Consider the following 15,467-nt stretch of genomic DNA (forward strand, 5'->3'; position numbering starts at 1 on the left):
ACGTATATGGTTTAACTGAAGATCCGACAAGATTCACTTGCTTATGTATTCATTTAAAATCCTACCAATAAATGTTGCTCAACGGTATTTCAAAAGCCTGAAGATCTTCTTTTCAGGCTTTGCCAACAGCTAGCCACTCATCAGTTCCGTCTTAGTCGTTAACCACGTCTAAAAGTACCGATGAGTGAATATCAGGTATCAAGGTCGAATGTTGTTGAAACTGACCTTTTGCGTTCCATCACTCTGATTCTCTAATTTAATTACATCTCCTTGATAGTAATAAGGTTCCATTGGCATCTTGCTGTTGGTTGGCCTTGCGTAGTGAAGTACAGCGGATTTACCTTCCTCTTGTCGAGCATATAAATAGCCAATCAGCGCATGTTCAAATTGGTGGTAGCCATTGCCCCAATGGAAAGCTTTAGTACGCTTAGGCTCAAGCCCAACGCCACCGTACTTATGATCTACCCATACATCATGAAAGGTGGGCAGGGTGTATTGCAGTACGTCTTTCATTGAACCATCGATAAGCGATACCGTCATCGCAGCTTGATCAAGCTCAGCCCATTCCCATGATGACGCCCATTGGCTGTGAGGTCTGCTTTGCCAGCCCGTGATATCTTGCCCTTGCCACATCTTCTGAAGTCGCTCGCCAAAGTAGTTAGATACATTGGCAAAATCTTTTTGATATTGCGCCTGAGCCAAAGTGTGTTTCATACCGTCTAAACCAAACTCAGACCAATCGGAATTTTTTAATGCATGACCAGTTAGATAGGTCATCCAATACGCTTTAATGGTGTGCCCAAAATCATTATGATTGGCATTCGGCATCATTGCTGCTTTGTCGTGAATTGCGCCGTAGAAGCGTTGTTCATCTTCAGAGTGGTAGTGATCAATCATGGCTTGCGTGAGCCAGTTTAAGTCATCAAGCCATTTGGCTTTGACGGGCTCTTTGAGCAGAGGAGCGACTAACAACAGGTAGCCGTTTATTTGATCAAGTTGCGCGACCAGTTCACGTCGTTTTTCACTGCCATCTTCACCGTCGGCGAGTACCCAAGCAAGACCGCTGTTGTCGCTAAGTCTATATTTATCAAAGATAAAAGCTTGTTGGGCGATGAGTGCTTCTTCTACCTTTTTGTCTTGGGTCAGGTAGTAGTACATCGCGAGTCCAACCAGCGCATACGCTTGATCTTGAGAGGTACGTTGCTGCCAATCTTGACCCGCTTTTCCCTCTTTTGTGTAGCCAATAAAGCCACCATTTTTCTTATCTTCTAGTTGATCAATGAGGTAGTAGGCACCTTGCTTGGCAAGCGCTAAAGCTTGTTTGTCTCCAGTAAGGTGATAGAGCACGCCATAGGCATAGGTTTGGCGTGATTTCATACGCGTAAACTCCTTGCCAAAGTGGGGAGTGATCCAGCCTCTGTTCAATTCAGGACACACATCAGATACATCGAGCAAGGTGCCATCATCACAACGAAATGTCGGGAAGTTGCCTATCGGTTCTCCCTGTGCGCTCGGCATAAGCCAGTAAGGTGCGAGCCCTTCAGAAGCATGATTGATCCAGTCTTCTCCAGAGGGAAGGGTGACATTGGCAGATACGGCCAAGCTAGTGACACTGAGTAATGCGATGGTTGCTCGTAACATAACGTTTATCTTAACTATTTGAATTTAGTTGAATATAAACAATCACATCTGCACATTGTGATTAGGCGATCACAATCGACCAAATTATTTGTGGTGTAGATGTAGGACTATTTGGGTCTTACTCATTTTAATATTGCAAATAAACAATAAATTATCGTTTATCGATAAATTATTGTTGATCATCATTTGTTTTGATCTTAATATTCTTCCATCAACTCAACAGGAATATAAGTATGTCTAAGATTCAAAAACAAAGTCGCCGTGTGCGAATGCTACTGCAGTCCTTTCTTGCACTCACTCCGATCATGGTGTGTTACTTCTGGCTAACTGTTCAAACACCCTATGACTTTCTTAGTGAGATGGGCATTATTCAGTTTTCCATCGAGATGGATTACTTTATAACCTCTCCACTCACAGTCTCTCCACTTACTATGACAACAAGAATCATCGCAATGTTCACCAGTTTGGCGATGTCGAGCATTCTTATGTATGCATTAACGGTTCTGATACGCCTATTCCGTAACTATGAGCGAGGTGAAATCTTCTCTTTAGAAAACGCAATGTCCTATCAGAAACTCGGATATAGCTTGTTCTATTGGGTATTAGGTTCAGTTATCTATGGTTCATTGATGTCAGTGATTCTGTCGTTCAATAATCCACCAGGTGACCGTATCTTTGAGATTAGTTTCGTTGGTATGGACTTTTTAACACTGATATTGGGTATAATTATTTTGATCATCTCATGGGTGATGAAAGAAGGTTATATTCTGGCTGACGAACATAGCCAAACGATTTAAAGGACTTGTCATGACTATCCGCATTAATTTAGACATTATGATGGCCAAACGGAAAATGCGATTAAAGACATTGGCAAAAGAAGTTGGGATAACAGAAGCCAACTTGTCCGTATTAAAAAATGATAAAGCCAAAGCCGTAAGGCTATCGACGCTCGACAAGCTGTGTGAAGTTTTAGAGTGCCAACCTGGTGATATTTTAGAATTTGAACCGAATGATCACAAAGACGGCGTTGCGGCAGAGTAGCCAGTAAGGAAATCGCTTTCAAATCATCTAATAATGAACGAGTCTCGATATCGCATCGAGACTCTTTTTAATCTATTTATACCGGCTCTCCCGCCTCGTCCTCTTCAACCACATCGGTTTCTAAGCTCGCTTCTGCCAACCATTTTTGTACTGATGGGCTGTTGAGCACACGTTGCTGATACTGTGATGCCTTCTCTGAAAGTTTGATACCATAGGTTTCTACGCGCAATGCAAGGGGTGCAAACATCGCATCGGCAATCGACCATTCACCAAATAACCAACCTTCTGGATATTGTTCCATTTGCGTCGACCATATGTCATCAATACGAGCGATTTCTTTCAATGCTTCTTCACTCAAAGCAAGCTTTCGTTGAGCGCGGCAGTTCATCGGCATTTCATTTCTGACGGCAAAAAAACCAGAGTGCATCTCTGCCGAAATCGCTCGGGCATGGGCGCGTTCTTTCACGGATTTAGGCCATGCTGCGCCGTCCAAGTAAGATTCGTTAACGTATTCGAGAATCGCCAGTGAATCCCACACAGCAACGTCACCATCAACTAGGGTTGGAACTTTGGCTGTTGGTGTCACTGAAGCTAGTGTGTCGTAAAAGTCAGACGTGAATAGCTTGAGCTTGATGACTTCCGGATTCAGGTTGTAGTTGTCGAATATTAGCCATGCGCGCAGTGACCAAGTTGAGTAGTTCTGGTTTCCAATATAAAGCTGCATAGTTGCTTCCTTGCGTTTAGTGGGTATGCTTTGAGACTTAGGGTAAGGTATAAGCCTTAGGGGTATGCATTTGAGCTTAGGGGATTGTATTGCGGCGCACTAACGGATAATTTTGATGCAATACATTAATAAAAACGATGGGTGGTAATTTCAATATGGATATTGATGCTTTGCGAGGCTTTCTCGCGTTTGTAGAAACTAGTAGCTTTACTCGTGCTGCGAAACAGATCAATCGCACCCAATCGGCATTCAGTACGCAGATGCGCAAACTGGAAGAAGAACTCAACGTGACTCTTTTCCAGAAAGAAGGCCGTAATCTCGTGCTGACAGAGGCTGGCTTAGCGCTGCGTTCTCATGCGGAGCAGTTGGTCGCCCTCCACAATGCCGCCCTCAAGCAAGTAAAGCGTTACGAAGACAAACAACCTTTAAGACTCGGTTGCCCTGAAGACTACAATGACACTATTCTGCCAAAAGTGATTCGCCTGTTGCAGAAAGCAGAACCCACCTGTTCTATTCAAGTATTCAGCCTGCCAAGCATTACACTCAGAGAGTGGTTGGATGATGGCAGGCTTGACGCTGCAATTGTCACCCGAGCGCCTGACAGTGAAGAGGGCTATTGGCTTACCAGTGATGTGGGTGTATGGATAAGCAGCCCAGACTATGTGTTCGATGATTCTAAACCCGTCCCATTAGCCTTGTTTCAGACCGATTGTAAGTATCACGCAGCGGCAGTGAATGGCCTAACTAAACAGGGTACGCCTTATCAGTTGTTGGCGTGCAGTAATACCGCTTCGGCGCAACGTGCCATTGTTAAGGCAGGTTTAGCGATTGGCGCGATGGGTAAGCTGAGTGTGACTTCTGATTTGAACATTCTGGAAGATATGCCACCACTGCCTTCGGTGGATATTGTGCTGATTTTAGCGAGCAAACATCACCCAGTGTTAGACAAAGAAGTGCTTAACCAACTTGTGGAGTTGGACTCCAATTAGATTTTTGCTCGGTGAGGGTAATGTTGAGTGCGGAGCTAAAATAGATAGGCCGAGAACATGGTGTTTCACGAAGAACGTTGCGTTTCTCCGAAAACATAGTGTTTCTCGGCCTAGTTATTGTTAGACGTTGTTGGTAATTAAGAAAGCTTGAACTTACTCAGTTCACCGTGTAAATCTCCGGCTTTCACTGTCAGCTCATTACTGATTGCTACTGATGATGTCATGGTGTCCATCACTTCCACTGCTGTGTCATTGATGATCACTACATTGCGGTTAATCTCTTCTGACACAGAGCTTTGCTCTTCAGCCGCGGAAGCGATCTGATTGTTCATGTCATTAATCACTTCAATCGCTTGGTTGATTTCAGACAAGGCTTGATGTGCAGCTTCGGTTTCACTTTTTGTGTTGTTCGCTTGATTCTGGCTTTGCTCCATCAGTAACACAATAGATTGAGTCTCTTGTTCTAAGCGAGCCAACATAGAGCGAATCTCTTCTGTTGAACCTTGAGTTCGATTCGCTAGGTTACGAACCTCATCAGCAACCACTGCAAAGCCTCGACCAGCCTCGACCAGCCTCACCTGCACGAGCTGCCTCAATCGCGGCATTCAGTGCAAGTAAGTTAGTTTGCTCTGCAATGCCACCAATCTCGCTCAAGATACCCTGAATAGCGGTGCTCGAATCGACTAAGTTCTGTGTTTGTTGCTGCGCATCGTTAACCTGCACAGCCAAGCTGTCTACAGCACTGGCGGCATCGTCCATGCGCGTCATACCATTGAGACTGTTGCTTTGCACTTGGCTTGCAGCTGCCGCTGCTTGAACCGCTGAGTTCGCCACTTCTTGCGCTGTTGCACTCATTTCATTGATAGCGGTGGCAAGTGAGTTCACTTCGTTAACTTGAGAATTCAGCTGGTCACGTGAAACTTCAGCACGAGCTTGGCCTTCTGTCGCGTTTTTATCCACTTGGTCAGCTGTTACCATCACGGTAAGTAGCATCTCTTGTATGCGAGATAGGAAGGTATTGAACCAGTGTGCAAGCTGAGCGGTTTCATCCTTACCTTTCACTTCAATGCGATAAGTTAAGTCACCTTCACCCTGTGCTGCATCTTTAAAGCGTTCCACTAAGTTGTTCAAAACCTTGCCCAAAGAGTTAGCAATGAATGCCATTGAGGCAATGCCTAGAAGAGCGGCGATGATTCCCGCCCACACACCTTTTTCAAGTGCTTTTGAATTCTGAGCATCACTCCACTCGGTGTAGTCATTGACGCTTTTGGCTAGGTGACTACTAGGAACAGACACCATGACTACCCATGGCGCATCACTGGTATCGATTGCAGTAATCGCGTACTCATCGCCGCCGAAAGTCACAAGACCGGCGCCTTCTCTGTTAGCGATAGACTGAATCTTTGACCATTCAGATTCCAATTCAGAAGAGACTTTTTTACCCACCATATTTCCAGCTCGGCTGTTGGCCAGTGTAATACCTTTCCATGAAGTGATTAGGATTTTTCCTTGACCATCAAACAGGTTACGCGCAAGTAACTCACTTTGGCTTTGGAGTTCATGTAGGGATAAATCAAAGCCTAGCGAGCCGATGATTTTTCCGTCATGTTTGATTGGTTGGCTGATGGTGGTAATGAGCTCTTGTTTGCCGCGCACTGAATAAAAATACGGTTCCATCACAAACGTTTTACCTGTTTGATATGGCATTAAGTGCCAGTCATCTTTGCGCTCACCGTTGCTGTTGAGCTCGGTATTGCTAAAGCTTTCCATTGCGACAGCATCAAAGCTGTTCTGGTCATTGGGAGAGAAGAAAGGCGCAAGGTAGCCCTGACTGTTAAAACCTAACTCAGTGTTTGAGCTTAACTCGATGTTTGAGCCAGATTCGATATTCGAGTCTGATTCTGTGTTAATGCTCAGTTCCGTGTTCGAGTCTTGTTGGTTATCTGAAATCAGCGACGTCTCTGAGCCATTTTCGCTGTTCACGTTGAGCTCGTTATTCAAGACAGACTGTTGTGACCATGTCTTATCTTCCCAAACCATGTAACCCGCAAATACAGCTTTGTTTTGTGCTTCCAGTGCCGCAGTAAACTGTTTCACGATAAGCTCTGCACTTGCGTCGGTTTCTGAACTTAATTCGATGATTGAGCGCACTTGCTTAAGGTTCGCTAATACAGGGTTAAGCTGGTTAGCGATGTTCAAACCTTGTTGAAGTGCCGTGTTTTGTAAATCCGTAGCAGTGGCCTCTGTGAGCTGCGTTTTTACTTTTTCAGTGACTTGTTTATTCACATCGGTAAATGCGTTGGTCGTCATTCCCATGGCGATTAACAGAGTGAAAGCCATCGCTCCGCCCGCACTCACCGCAATTCGCGTTCGTATACTGTTAAACATATTATCTCTCTAACCAAATAGTGGTAGTTTTTCAGAGATTTTAAACAAGATACGTGAATGGAAAATTCTAAATAATGAACACAATAAGAATAGGGTGATTAAAAATATAAATAGGATGGTATAACGCTCCGGATTATGTCTTTTAGAGAGGAACAATAAGATAGGTGTATGGCTGTTTTTATTCTATTATCTAATTGTATTTGTTGATGTTTTATACTTGATGCCGTTTTTAATTTCCTGGTAAATCAGGAGGTTGTAGTTTGAGGGTGTTGTGGATATATATTGCTCATTATATGACATCAGTCACATTTTAATTTCATCCGAAGTATTGAATACCCACTTAAAAAGTATGTATTTATACTTTGCAGACTAAATTCAAGTAACTGGGCCATTGATCATCTTCACTATTAAAGAATCCCCAAGCTCTTTAGCTTTCGATAAATGGTATTGCGGCTGATCCCCAGTATTCTCGAAGTCTTGCTGATGTTGCCTTGGTTCGCTTGATAGGTTTGTAGCAAAGTTTCCTCAACGGTACTTCTTAAATCGTTATTCGTTGTGCCTTTGGTGGTATTTTGAGTCGTCAGTTGATGCTGATTATCTTGCGCTAATAACGTGAGATGTTGAGCAAGATGGCTAGGTACATGTTCTAGCGTGAGTTGTGGTTCATCACTTGCCAATAGAGCAGCAACCTTAAGTAAGTTATCTAATTCGCGGATATTACCGGGCCAAGAATAGGCGCACAGTAAGCTCATTAAGTGCGGGCAGATTGTCTGTTCGTCTTCTGCGTATTTACGGTGAATGTGCTCGATTAAGGCGTGCTTGTCTTGTCGGTGTTGCAAGCTCGGCAGAGTAAAGGCCAAGCCATTCAGGCGGTAAAAGAGATCTTGTCGAAATTCCCCCGTAGCGACCAACTGTTCTAAGTTTTTATGCGTCGCGGCGATGATCTGACAATCGACGTAGTAGCTCTGATTTGAGCCAACAGGCACCACGGACTTGTCTTGTAGAACATGCAGCAATCGACACTGAGCCTCTAAAGGCATGTCGGCAATCTCATCGAGAAACAGAATTCCCTTGTCTGCTTGGCGGATCTTGCCTTGGAATCCTTTGTGGCTTGCGCCAGTAAAAGCGCCCGGCGCGTAACCAAAAAGTTCAGATTCGATAAGATCTTTCGGTAGTGCACCGCAATTTACCGCCACTAAGGGCGACGATTTGCGTTGGCTTTGCTTGTGTAACGCTTTAACAAATTCGCCCTTACCAACGCCCGTTTCTCCTAAGATTAACAGGCTGATCCCTTTGTCGATTACCTTGTTGGCTTGCTGCCAAGCATGTTCAATTTGTTGTTCGCCATGGTGCAGGTCGCACGATGCTGAAATAGAGCGAGTGCGCTTGGTGGTTGGTTGTTTGAGATGCTGTTTCTCAAATACAAAGGGTGAGTCTAACGAGGTTCGGTTGAACAGGGTATCTATGCATTCGCCGACGATCGAGGTTTGATCCAGTAGTTGAGAGGCAACCTGATTGTGCGCGACTACCTCGCCCGCCTCATTGGCTATCACTATCCCTTGCCAACCACTGTGCAGCAACGATTTCTCGCACGCGAGGTCAATACGAGTGGTGCCTTGTGGGATGTGACTTAATAGCTGATTTTCAACAAGCTGAACCATATTTTGAACCAGTAATTGCACGGAACTGTCGTGTTGCTGTTGTTCACTGGTGATGTCCAATACGCCAACCATCTGCCCTTGATGATCAAACACCGGGCTTGCTGAACAGCTGATAAATCGATGCTGGTGGATGAAGTGTTGCTCGCCAATGATGGATACGGGTTTCGCTTCAACAATCGCGGTGCCAATCGCGTTGGTGCCCTTAAGTTGTTCCTGCCAACACGCTCCCGAGCTGAGTGCAATTGATGTCAGCTTCTCCTTAAACCGCTCCTGTCCCCAACTCGCCAGAATCACCCCTTCAATGTCGGTCAGAATCAAACGACTGTCGGTGCGTGCAAACATCTGATTAAACAGAGGTAGAGCATTACGTTCGACGATGTGAATCAAGTCAGATGATTGATGACGTCGCTGTTTAAGAATCGATTGTGGCAGGCGAATGTCTTCGGGAAGTCGTCTCTGTTTTAGACCCGCTTCTGTGCTGCGGTGCCAAGAAGACGAAAGCCAATCTGAGGTGTTTGCTTGTTGAAGGTGCATGACTGTTCCATGTCGTAACAGTGAGGGTGTACCAATTTGGAACAGTTGAACACTGGAGTGCTTTCCAGACGTCCGTTCAATGCCAACTCACTTTGGGTTGTAAACGTTTGGTAATCATAGTTTTACAATTTATTAACAACAAGTTTTGAAGTTCTGGCGTGTGATTTGCGTTGTTACTGTTGTGAAGAAAACACGAAGTATCAGTGTTTTAAACAGAAAGCATAAACATGGTGGCACTCTTTTTAAGAGCTCTTTTCATGAGATCTGTTCTCAAGGGAAGCCGCCATGCTAGCTCGACAACATAAGCTCAATAACGAATGAACAACGACTAAAAATCTAAGAAGGATCTAACTATGATTTACGCACAGCCGGGTAGTGATAACGCAGTGGTGAACTTTAAAGCGCAATACGATAACTTTATCGGTGGCGAATGGGTGAAGCCTGTCAGTGGCGAGTATTTTGATAACACGTCCCCAGTGAATGGTCAGGTGTATTGCCAAGTCGCGCGCTCAACCGAGGCAGACATTAGCTTAGCGCTCGATGCGGCGCATGCAGCTCGCGCAAGTTGGGCGGCAACCAGTGTGACAGAGCGTTCTAACATCCTACTTAAAATTGCTGACCGTATTGAAGCGAACCTAGAAGAAATCGCGGTCGCTGAAACGTGGGAAAACGGCAAGCCTGTGCGTGAAACGTTAGCGGCGGACATTCCGTTGGTTGTCGATCACTTCCGTTATTTCGCGGGTTGTATTCGTGCGCAAGAAGGCAGCGCAGCTGAACTCGATTCAAACACCGCAAGTTACCACTTCCCAGAACCAATTGGTGTAGTCGGCCAGATCATTCCTTGGAACTTCCCGATTTTAATGGCGGCTTGGAAATTGGCACCTGCACTGGCTGCGGGCTGTTGTGTGGTGATGAAGCCCGCGGAGCAAACACCGACATCGATTTTGGTGATGATGGAGAAGATCGCCGATCTTCTGCCTGCAGGCGTGGTCAACATCGTGAATGGTTTTGGTAGCGAAGCGGGTCAAGCGTTAGCAACCAGCGATCGCTTAGCGAAGTTGGCGTTTACTGGTTCAACAGAGGTCGGCCACCACATCTTGAAATGTGCCGCAGAAAGCTTGATTCCATCAACGGTTGAGCTTGGCGGTAAGTCTCCAAACATCTACTTCCCAGACATCTTTAACCATGAAGATGATTACCTCGATAAGTGTGTCGAAGGTATGTTGCTTGCGTTCTTTAACCAAGGTGAAGTGTGTACTTGTCCATCACGTGTGTTGATCCACGAATCGGTATACGACAAGTTCATCGCCAAGGTGGTCGAGCGTGCTCAAACTATTAAACAAGGTAACCCGTTAGATACCGATACTCAGGTGGGTGCACAAGCTTCTAAAGAGCAGTTCGATAAGATTCTGAGTTACCTAGAAATCGGTCGTCAAGAAGGTGCGAAAGTGCTAACCGGTGGTGAAATCGCGCAGCAACCAGATGATCTCGGCAACGGTTACTACATTCAGCCAACCATGCTGGAAGGGCACAACAAGATGCGTGTATTCCAAGAAGAGATCTTCGGCCCTGTTATCGCGGTAACGACGTTTAAAGATGAAGCAGAAGCGCTAGAGATCGCCAATGACACCGATTATGGCTTGGGTGCAGGCGTGTGGACACGTGATGCAAACCTAGCGTATCGCATGGGTCGTAACATTGAAGCGGGGCGTATTTGGGTGAACTGTTACCATGCTTATCCAGCACATGCCGCGTTTGGTGGTTACAAGAAATCGGGCATTGGCCGTGAGACACACAAGATGATGCTCGATCACTACCAAAACACCAAGAACCTGTTGATCAGCTACGATACTAATCCGTTGGGCTTCTTTTAATACAGATTCGTTTTAAAAGTATGAGAATGAATCATAGGTACAAAGAATAACTAACAACGCAGTCGGCTTAATTAAGAACAAAAGCTAGAAACCAAAACGCCCAATTCAATTGAGTTGGGCGTTTTTATGTTTGAATTGGTCTAGCTTTTCGAAAAGAAGATCTCGGGCTTGTGGACCGGGCCATAGTTGCCCTCTAGCTGAGTGAGTTCCAAACCTTGCTTTCCTATCAGAGAGCCGACCAATTGGCGGTTAAACGGGTAGCTGTCGGGGTTGTTAATATACTCTTCAACATCTATCCATTTAGCTTCTGCAATTTCATCGGTGTCTTGAATCGCGATATCTTGAGTTTGAGCGATAAGGTGACAAATAAAGTAGAGATTTGATTTACCGAATTGATACGGGTGTCTGGTCGCCATGCCAACCACAGAAATGAACGTTGCCTCGATACCGGTTTCTTCCAAGGTTTCTCGAACAACCGATTCCTCAATACCTTCACCCAACTCAATATGGCCGCCCGGTAACTTGTAGCCAGTCATACCGTGCTCTTTTATCATCAGCACTTGGTTATGTTCATTGGTGATCAACGCACCAGCACCCAAAGTGTGGGTAGGGATGAAAGGCACAAATTCGACGATTTCGGATTTGTGGATCAGCGTTATCTCGTCTTCTAAACAGTTGTGGAACACAAAGCCGAGTTCAGTCGCTACTGGGATAAGATACGACAGTGAAATAGGTAAACTGATCCAGATAATGCCTTTGTTGTTTTGCTTTGAAAACTCGGTGATTTCGCTGAGCTCAGCGTGGAATGAGTCAGCATCGTTGGGTGCAGTCAGCGGGTCGATGATGATGCCGTTAAATTTGTCGAGCGTAAATTCCACGGGTGATCCTTTGTTGTTTTTGATTGATTGGGCGTCGAGCATAGTTTGAGCTTATAACATCTTAAGGGCTTATAACACCTGCATGGCTTGTGGGATCTTCTTTGCTTGTAAAGCGGGAGGTTAGAAATAAAAACTGCGCTTGGAAGCAAAAGCGCAGTTTTGAAATGAGGTCTATTAGGGTTCGACTCTAACGAATATAGTTCGCGTTAATACTCACGTACCAGTGTTGAAGCTTGCCATCAGATTTCTTGATCCACAAATCGTTGGTGTAGCTATCAATCTTGCCGTTAACCGTAAGGTTGAGTGTGTTCTCGTCGAATTCGCCAAGCTTCACGAACTGGTCCGTGGTAATCAGGAACGGGTCCATGTCGTCTACACCAACTACATCTGAAATCACATAGTAGTGGTAAGTCAGCGGCTTGCTCGCATCATTCGGGTTGCTGCGATACGCCACAAGCTTGAATGGTTCCGTTAATGGAACGTCGAGCGTTTGCTTGTCCATGGTCGCTGGAATCGGGATAAACAGCCAAGCGGTAAACAGACCGCTTAATAAAACCATCAGGAAGAAAAGAGTCTTAATTGCTTTCATAGCAACCTTCAAAATAGGTGATGTAGAAGACGCTATGGTAACAGGTTTGATTTGCCGATTGTAAGAGTATGAATAAGTGAAGGCGACACTGTCTGTTAGGAAACTTGAACGAATTGACACACTGTTCATAAGTCACTATCTACACTAGTGCGAGTGACCTTGAGATAGGTTGATCATCACAACACCTGCCGCCACAAATAACATACCAACCCACACCATAGTATCGAGGTGCTGGCGGTAAACAAATGTAGAAATCAAGCTCACGGTTACGATAGCCAAGCCCGCCCATAAAGAGTGAACCACACCTACAGGCATCCCTTTCATGGCTTGGCTCAAAAATAGAAATGCCGCCAAGTGTCCTGAGATCACTAATAGAGCAGGGATGGGTTTAGACAAACTGAAACCGTCGGTTGCTTTAAGTGCTACGTGAGAAAGTGCTTCCGCCATCACGCCCATCATTAAGAAAAACCAGCTCATAGTCGTACCTTTTCGTTGTATTGTTTTTTGTTGGTATAGCGGGGTATTTGAAAGTGTTAATCGTTGTTGTTGCTATTACGTAACAGCGGTCTAGCCCAAATAGTAGGCACAAAAAAGCCCACACCTCACGCTTTTGCAAGGTGTGGGCTAAATCGGTGCGACTACTTGTTTAGGTAAGCAACGTGGAACTCAATATGCTCATCAATAAAGCTAGAGATGAAGTAGTAGCTGTGGTCGTAACCTGGCTGCATACGTAGCTCCAAATCGGCATTGGTTACCTTAGCCGCTTCGACTAATTGCTCAGGCTTTAGCTGCTCAATCAGGAAGTTATCGGCTTCACCTTGGTCAACCAACATTGGCAGCTTAGTGCCTTTGGTTTTTAGAAGCTCAGAGGCATCGTAGTGTTTCCACTCTTCAATATCTAAGCCGAGATATTGGTTGAATGCTTTTTGTCCCCAAGGGCATTGCATTGGGTTGGTGATTGGGCTGAATGCCGAGATAGAACGGTAGCTATCTTCGTTTTTGATACCAATCGTTAGGGCACCGTGTCCGCCCATGCTGTGACCTGAAATAGATTTCACAGACGTTACTGGGAAGAAAGATTCAATCAAAGCTGGGAGCTCTGTTACCACGTAATCGTACATGTGGTAATGGCTGTCCCATGGTGCTTGAGTGGCATTCACATAGAAGCCTGCACCTTGGCCGAGATCGTAGCTTTCATTGTCGGCAACGCCTTCGCCGCGCGGGCTTGTATCTGGTGCAACAATAGCGATGCCTTGCTCAGCCGCAGCTTTGAACGCGCCGGCTTTTTGCATGAAGTTTTCATCGGTACAGGTTAAGCCTGATAACCAATACAAAACAGGAACTGGGTTTTCTTTGCTTGCGTTAGGCGGCAAGAAAATCGCAAAACGCATGTTGCAGTCAAGCGTTGCAGAAAAGTGGGTGTATTGTTTGTGCCAACCACCAGCAACCTTTGCTTGGCTAATGTTTTCGATTGTCATCTATTGTGCTCCGTTAGGTTGATGGTTTTGGGGAATAACGTGTCTATATCATCTAAAGTTTCACCACCCACCGGGCAGGAGGTGGTGAAGACAGTTTGTTGCTTTTCATTTATAGCTTTGGCCTCGACACCTAAGTATCGAGACCAAGGAGAATTACTTATCCATGTGTAGAACAGTACGGATAGATTCACCTTTGTGCATTAGGTCGAATGCTTCGTTTACGTCTTGCAGACCCATTGTGTGAGTGATGAACTCTTGAAGACCAAACTCACCCGCCATGTAACGGTTAACGATTTCTGGAAGCTCAGAGCGGCCTTTAACACCACCGAAAGCAGAACCACGCCATACACGACCAGTCACTAGTTGGAATGGACGAGTTGCGATCTCTTGACCTGCACCCGCAACACCAATGATGACTGATTCGCCCCAACCTTTGTGGCAGCACTCAAGTGCTTGACGCATCACGTTTACGTTACCGATACACTCGAACGAGTACTCAACACCGCCGTCTGTCATCTCAACGATAACGTCTTGGATTGGCTTGTCGAATTTAGTTGGGTTGATGCAGTCAGTCGCGCCAAGCTGTTTTGCTAGCTCGAATTTGCTCTCGTTGATATCAACACCGATGATGCGGTCAGCACCAGCCATGCGAGCACCAATGATTGCAGATAGACCGATACCACCTAGGCCGAATACAGCAACGTTGTCGCCTTTTTCAACTTTAGCTGTGTTCAGTACCGCGCCCATACCCGTTGTTACACCACAACCTAGAAGACAAACTTCTTCAAGCGGTGCTTCTTTGCTTACTTTCGCTAGAGAGATTTCTGGAAGTACTGTGTACTCAGAGAAAGTAGAGCAACCCATGTAATGGAAAATTGTTTCGCCATTGATAGAGAAGCGGCTTGTACCGTCTGGCATCAGGCCTTTACCTTGCGTTTCACGAACGGCTTGGCATAGGTTAGTTTTACCAGATTTACAGAATTTACATTCGCCACATTCAGCTGTGTAAAGTGGGATAACGTGGTCGCCAATCTCAACACTTGTAACGCCTTCGCCGATCATCTCAACGATACCGCCACCTTCGTGACCAAGAATAGAAGGGAAGATACCTTCTGGATCGTCACCTGATAATGTGAATGCGTCAGTGTGACAAACACCAGTAGCAACGATGCGAACTAGAACCTCACCAGCTTTAGGAAGTTGTACATCAACTTCTTCCATTTTTAGTGGCTCGCCAGCTGCCCATGCAACCATTGCTTTTGATTTGATATGAGTTTGACCAGGTTTAATTTCGATTGTCATTGGATGTTTCCTATATATGTCAATACAGCGGATAACCGTGCAATTAAATTCAACCCGTTAAGCGTAGTTGAGCTTAATTGTTTCCGCTCTCTCGTTTTGTTGGAGCCAGTATAGGTGCGAGTGCATGTTTTGATAATCCCCTTAAATAGAAAATTATTATTACGTATTTGTAATAATGGGTATATTCAGAAGGATTCGGAGAGGGGTAGTTACTCAGAAAATGTAAGAACATTCTGAGTAGCTTTCTATGAAAGACACTAATAGGAAACAAATGGGGCGTGAGTTAATAGTCTATGTGATTTGGTGTGGTGGTCATCAACTTGTTTTCGAGGTTTGTATGTCACTAGGATCTGTGATTACCGAGGGAG

General features: G+C 45.3%; 14 protein-coding genes. 4 read left to right on the forward strand and 10 right to left on the reverse strand.

The annotated features are described in order from the left end of the window. Positions 1 to 198: 198 nt before the first annotated feature. Complete coding sequence (locus tag AB4589_RS11110; RefSeq protein ID WP_372100440.1) at positions 199 to 1,641, reverse strand: N-acylglucosamine 2-epimerase; 1,443 nt, start codon at positions 1,639 to 1,641, stop codon at positions 199 to 201. Positions 1,642 to 1,874: 233 nt separating this feature from the next. Here AB4589_RS11110 and AB4589_RS11115 point away from each other — a divergent pair, with 233 nt between their 5' ends. Both AB4589_RS11115 and AB4589_RS11120 read left to right on the forward strand, forming a co-directional pair. Further along, positions 1,875 to 2,438 (forward strand): DUF2975 domain-containing protein, encoded by a 564-nt coding sequence (locus AB4589_RS11115; protein WP_372100441.1) that lies wholly within the window; start codon positions 1,875 to 1,877, stop codon positions 2,436 to 2,438. Between the two features lie 10 nt (positions 2,439 to 2,448). After that, positions 2,449 to 2,682: a helix-turn-helix transcriptional regulator gene (locus AB4589_RS11120; RefSeq protein WP_009846209.1), complete on the forward strand. Its 234-nt coding sequence runs from the start codon at positions 2,449 to 2,451 to the stop codon at positions 2,680 to 2,682. A 76-nt stretch (positions 2,683 to 2,758) separates the two neighbouring features. On the opposite strand, the gene AB4589_RS11125 is transcribed toward AB4589_RS11120, so the two are convergent. Further along, positions 2,759 to 3,406: a glutathione S-transferase family protein gene (locus AB4589_RS11125; RefSeq protein ID WP_372100443.1), complete on the reverse strand. Its 648-nt coding sequence runs from the start codon at positions 3,404 to 3,406 to the stop codon at positions 2,759 to 2,761. 137 nt (positions 3,407 to 3,543) lie between these two features. Between AB4589_RS11125 and AB4589_RS11130 the strand changes: the two genes are divergently transcribed. Continuing rightward, a complete protein-coding gene (locus AB4589_RS11130) occupies positions 3,544 to 4,395 on the forward strand; it encodes a LysR family transcriptional regulator (RefSeq protein WP_372100445.1) in 852 nt (283 codons plus the stop codon). Positions 4,396 to 4,532: 137 nt separating this feature from the next. Here AB4589_RS11130 and AB4589_RS11135 read toward each other — a convergent pair whose 3' ends face one another. From AB4589_RS11135 to AB4589_RS11145, 3 genes are all read right to left on the reverse strand, one after another. Beyond that, positions 4,533 to 4,979: a methyl-accepting chemotaxis protein gene (locus AB4589_RS11135; protein ID WP_372100447.1), complete on the reverse strand. Its 447-nt coding sequence runs from the start codon at positions 4,977 to 4,979 to the stop codon at positions 4,533 to 4,535. Further along, positions 4,930 to 6,783: a methyl-accepting chemotaxis protein gene (locus AB4589_RS11140; RefSeq protein WP_372100449.1), complete on the reverse strand. Its 1,854-nt coding sequence runs from the start codon at positions 6,781 to 6,783 to the stop codon at positions 4,930 to 4,932. The genes AB4589_RS11135 and AB4589_RS11140 overlap by 50 nt, the downstream gene beginning before the upstream one ends. A 407-nt stretch (positions 6,784 to 7,190) precedes the next feature. Continuing rightward, complete coding sequence (locus tag AB4589_RS11145) at positions 7,191 to 8,978, reverse strand: sigma-54-dependent Fis family transcriptional regulator (RefSeq protein WP_372100451.1); 1,788 nt, start codon at positions 8,976 to 8,978, stop codon at positions 7,191 to 7,193. Between the two features lie 353 nt (positions 8,979 to 9,331). Here AB4589_RS11145 and AB4589_RS11150 point away from each other — a divergent pair, with 353 nt between their 5' ends. Continuing rightward, positions 9,332 to 10,852 (forward strand): aldehyde dehydrogenase family protein, encoded by a 1,521-nt coding sequence (locus tag AB4589_RS11150; RefSeq protein WP_372100453.1) that lies wholly within the window; start codon positions 9,332 to 9,334, stop codon positions 10,850 to 10,852. A 140-nt stretch (positions 10,853 to 10,992) separates the two neighbouring features. Here AB4589_RS11150 and AB4589_RS11155 read toward each other — a convergent pair whose 3' ends face one another. The 5 genes from AB4589_RS11155 to AB4589_RS11175 form a co-directional block, all read right to left on the reverse strand. Then, positions 10,993 to 11,730 (reverse strand): NUDIX domain-containing protein, encoded by a 738-nt coding sequence (locus AB4589_RS11155; RefSeq protein ID WP_372100455.1) that lies wholly within the window; start codon positions 11,728 to 11,730, stop codon positions 10,993 to 10,995. 187 nt (positions 11,731 to 11,917) lie between these two features. Continuing rightward, on the reverse strand, positions 11,918 to 12,319 hold the full coding sequence (locus tag AB4589_RS11160; protein WP_372100457.1) for a hypothetical protein: 402 nt from the start codon (positions 12,317 to 12,319) through the stop codon (positions 11,918 to 11,920). Positions 12,320 to 12,463: 144 nt separating this feature from the next. Next, entirely contained in the window at positions 12,464 to 12,817 is a 354-nt protein-coding gene (locus tag AB4589_RS11165; RefSeq protein WP_338141684.1) for a multidrug efflux SMR transporter, read from the reverse strand. Between the two features lie 140 nt (positions 12,818 to 12,957). Then, entirely contained in the window at positions 12,958 to 13,797 is an 840-nt protein-coding gene (fghA, locus tag AB4589_RS11170) for an S-formylglutathione hydrolase (RefSeq protein WP_372100459.1), read from the reverse strand. A gap of 153 nt (positions 13,798 to 13,950) precedes the next feature. Further along, a complete protein-coding gene (locus AB4589_RS11175) occupies positions 13,951 to 15,099 on the reverse strand; it encodes an S-(hydroxymethyl)glutathione dehydrogenase/class III alcohol dehydrogenase (RefSeq protein WP_017064961.1) in 1,149 nt (382 codons plus the stop codon). Between the last annotated feature and the right edge of the window lie 368 nt (positions 15,100 to 15,467).

This window comes from Vibrio sp. 10N.222.49.A3 (assembly GCF_041475145.1).
GTDB classification, from domain to species: domain Bacteria; phylum Pseudomonadota; class Gammaproteobacteria; order Enterobacterales; family Vibrionaceae; genus Vibrio; species Vibrio tasmaniensis_A.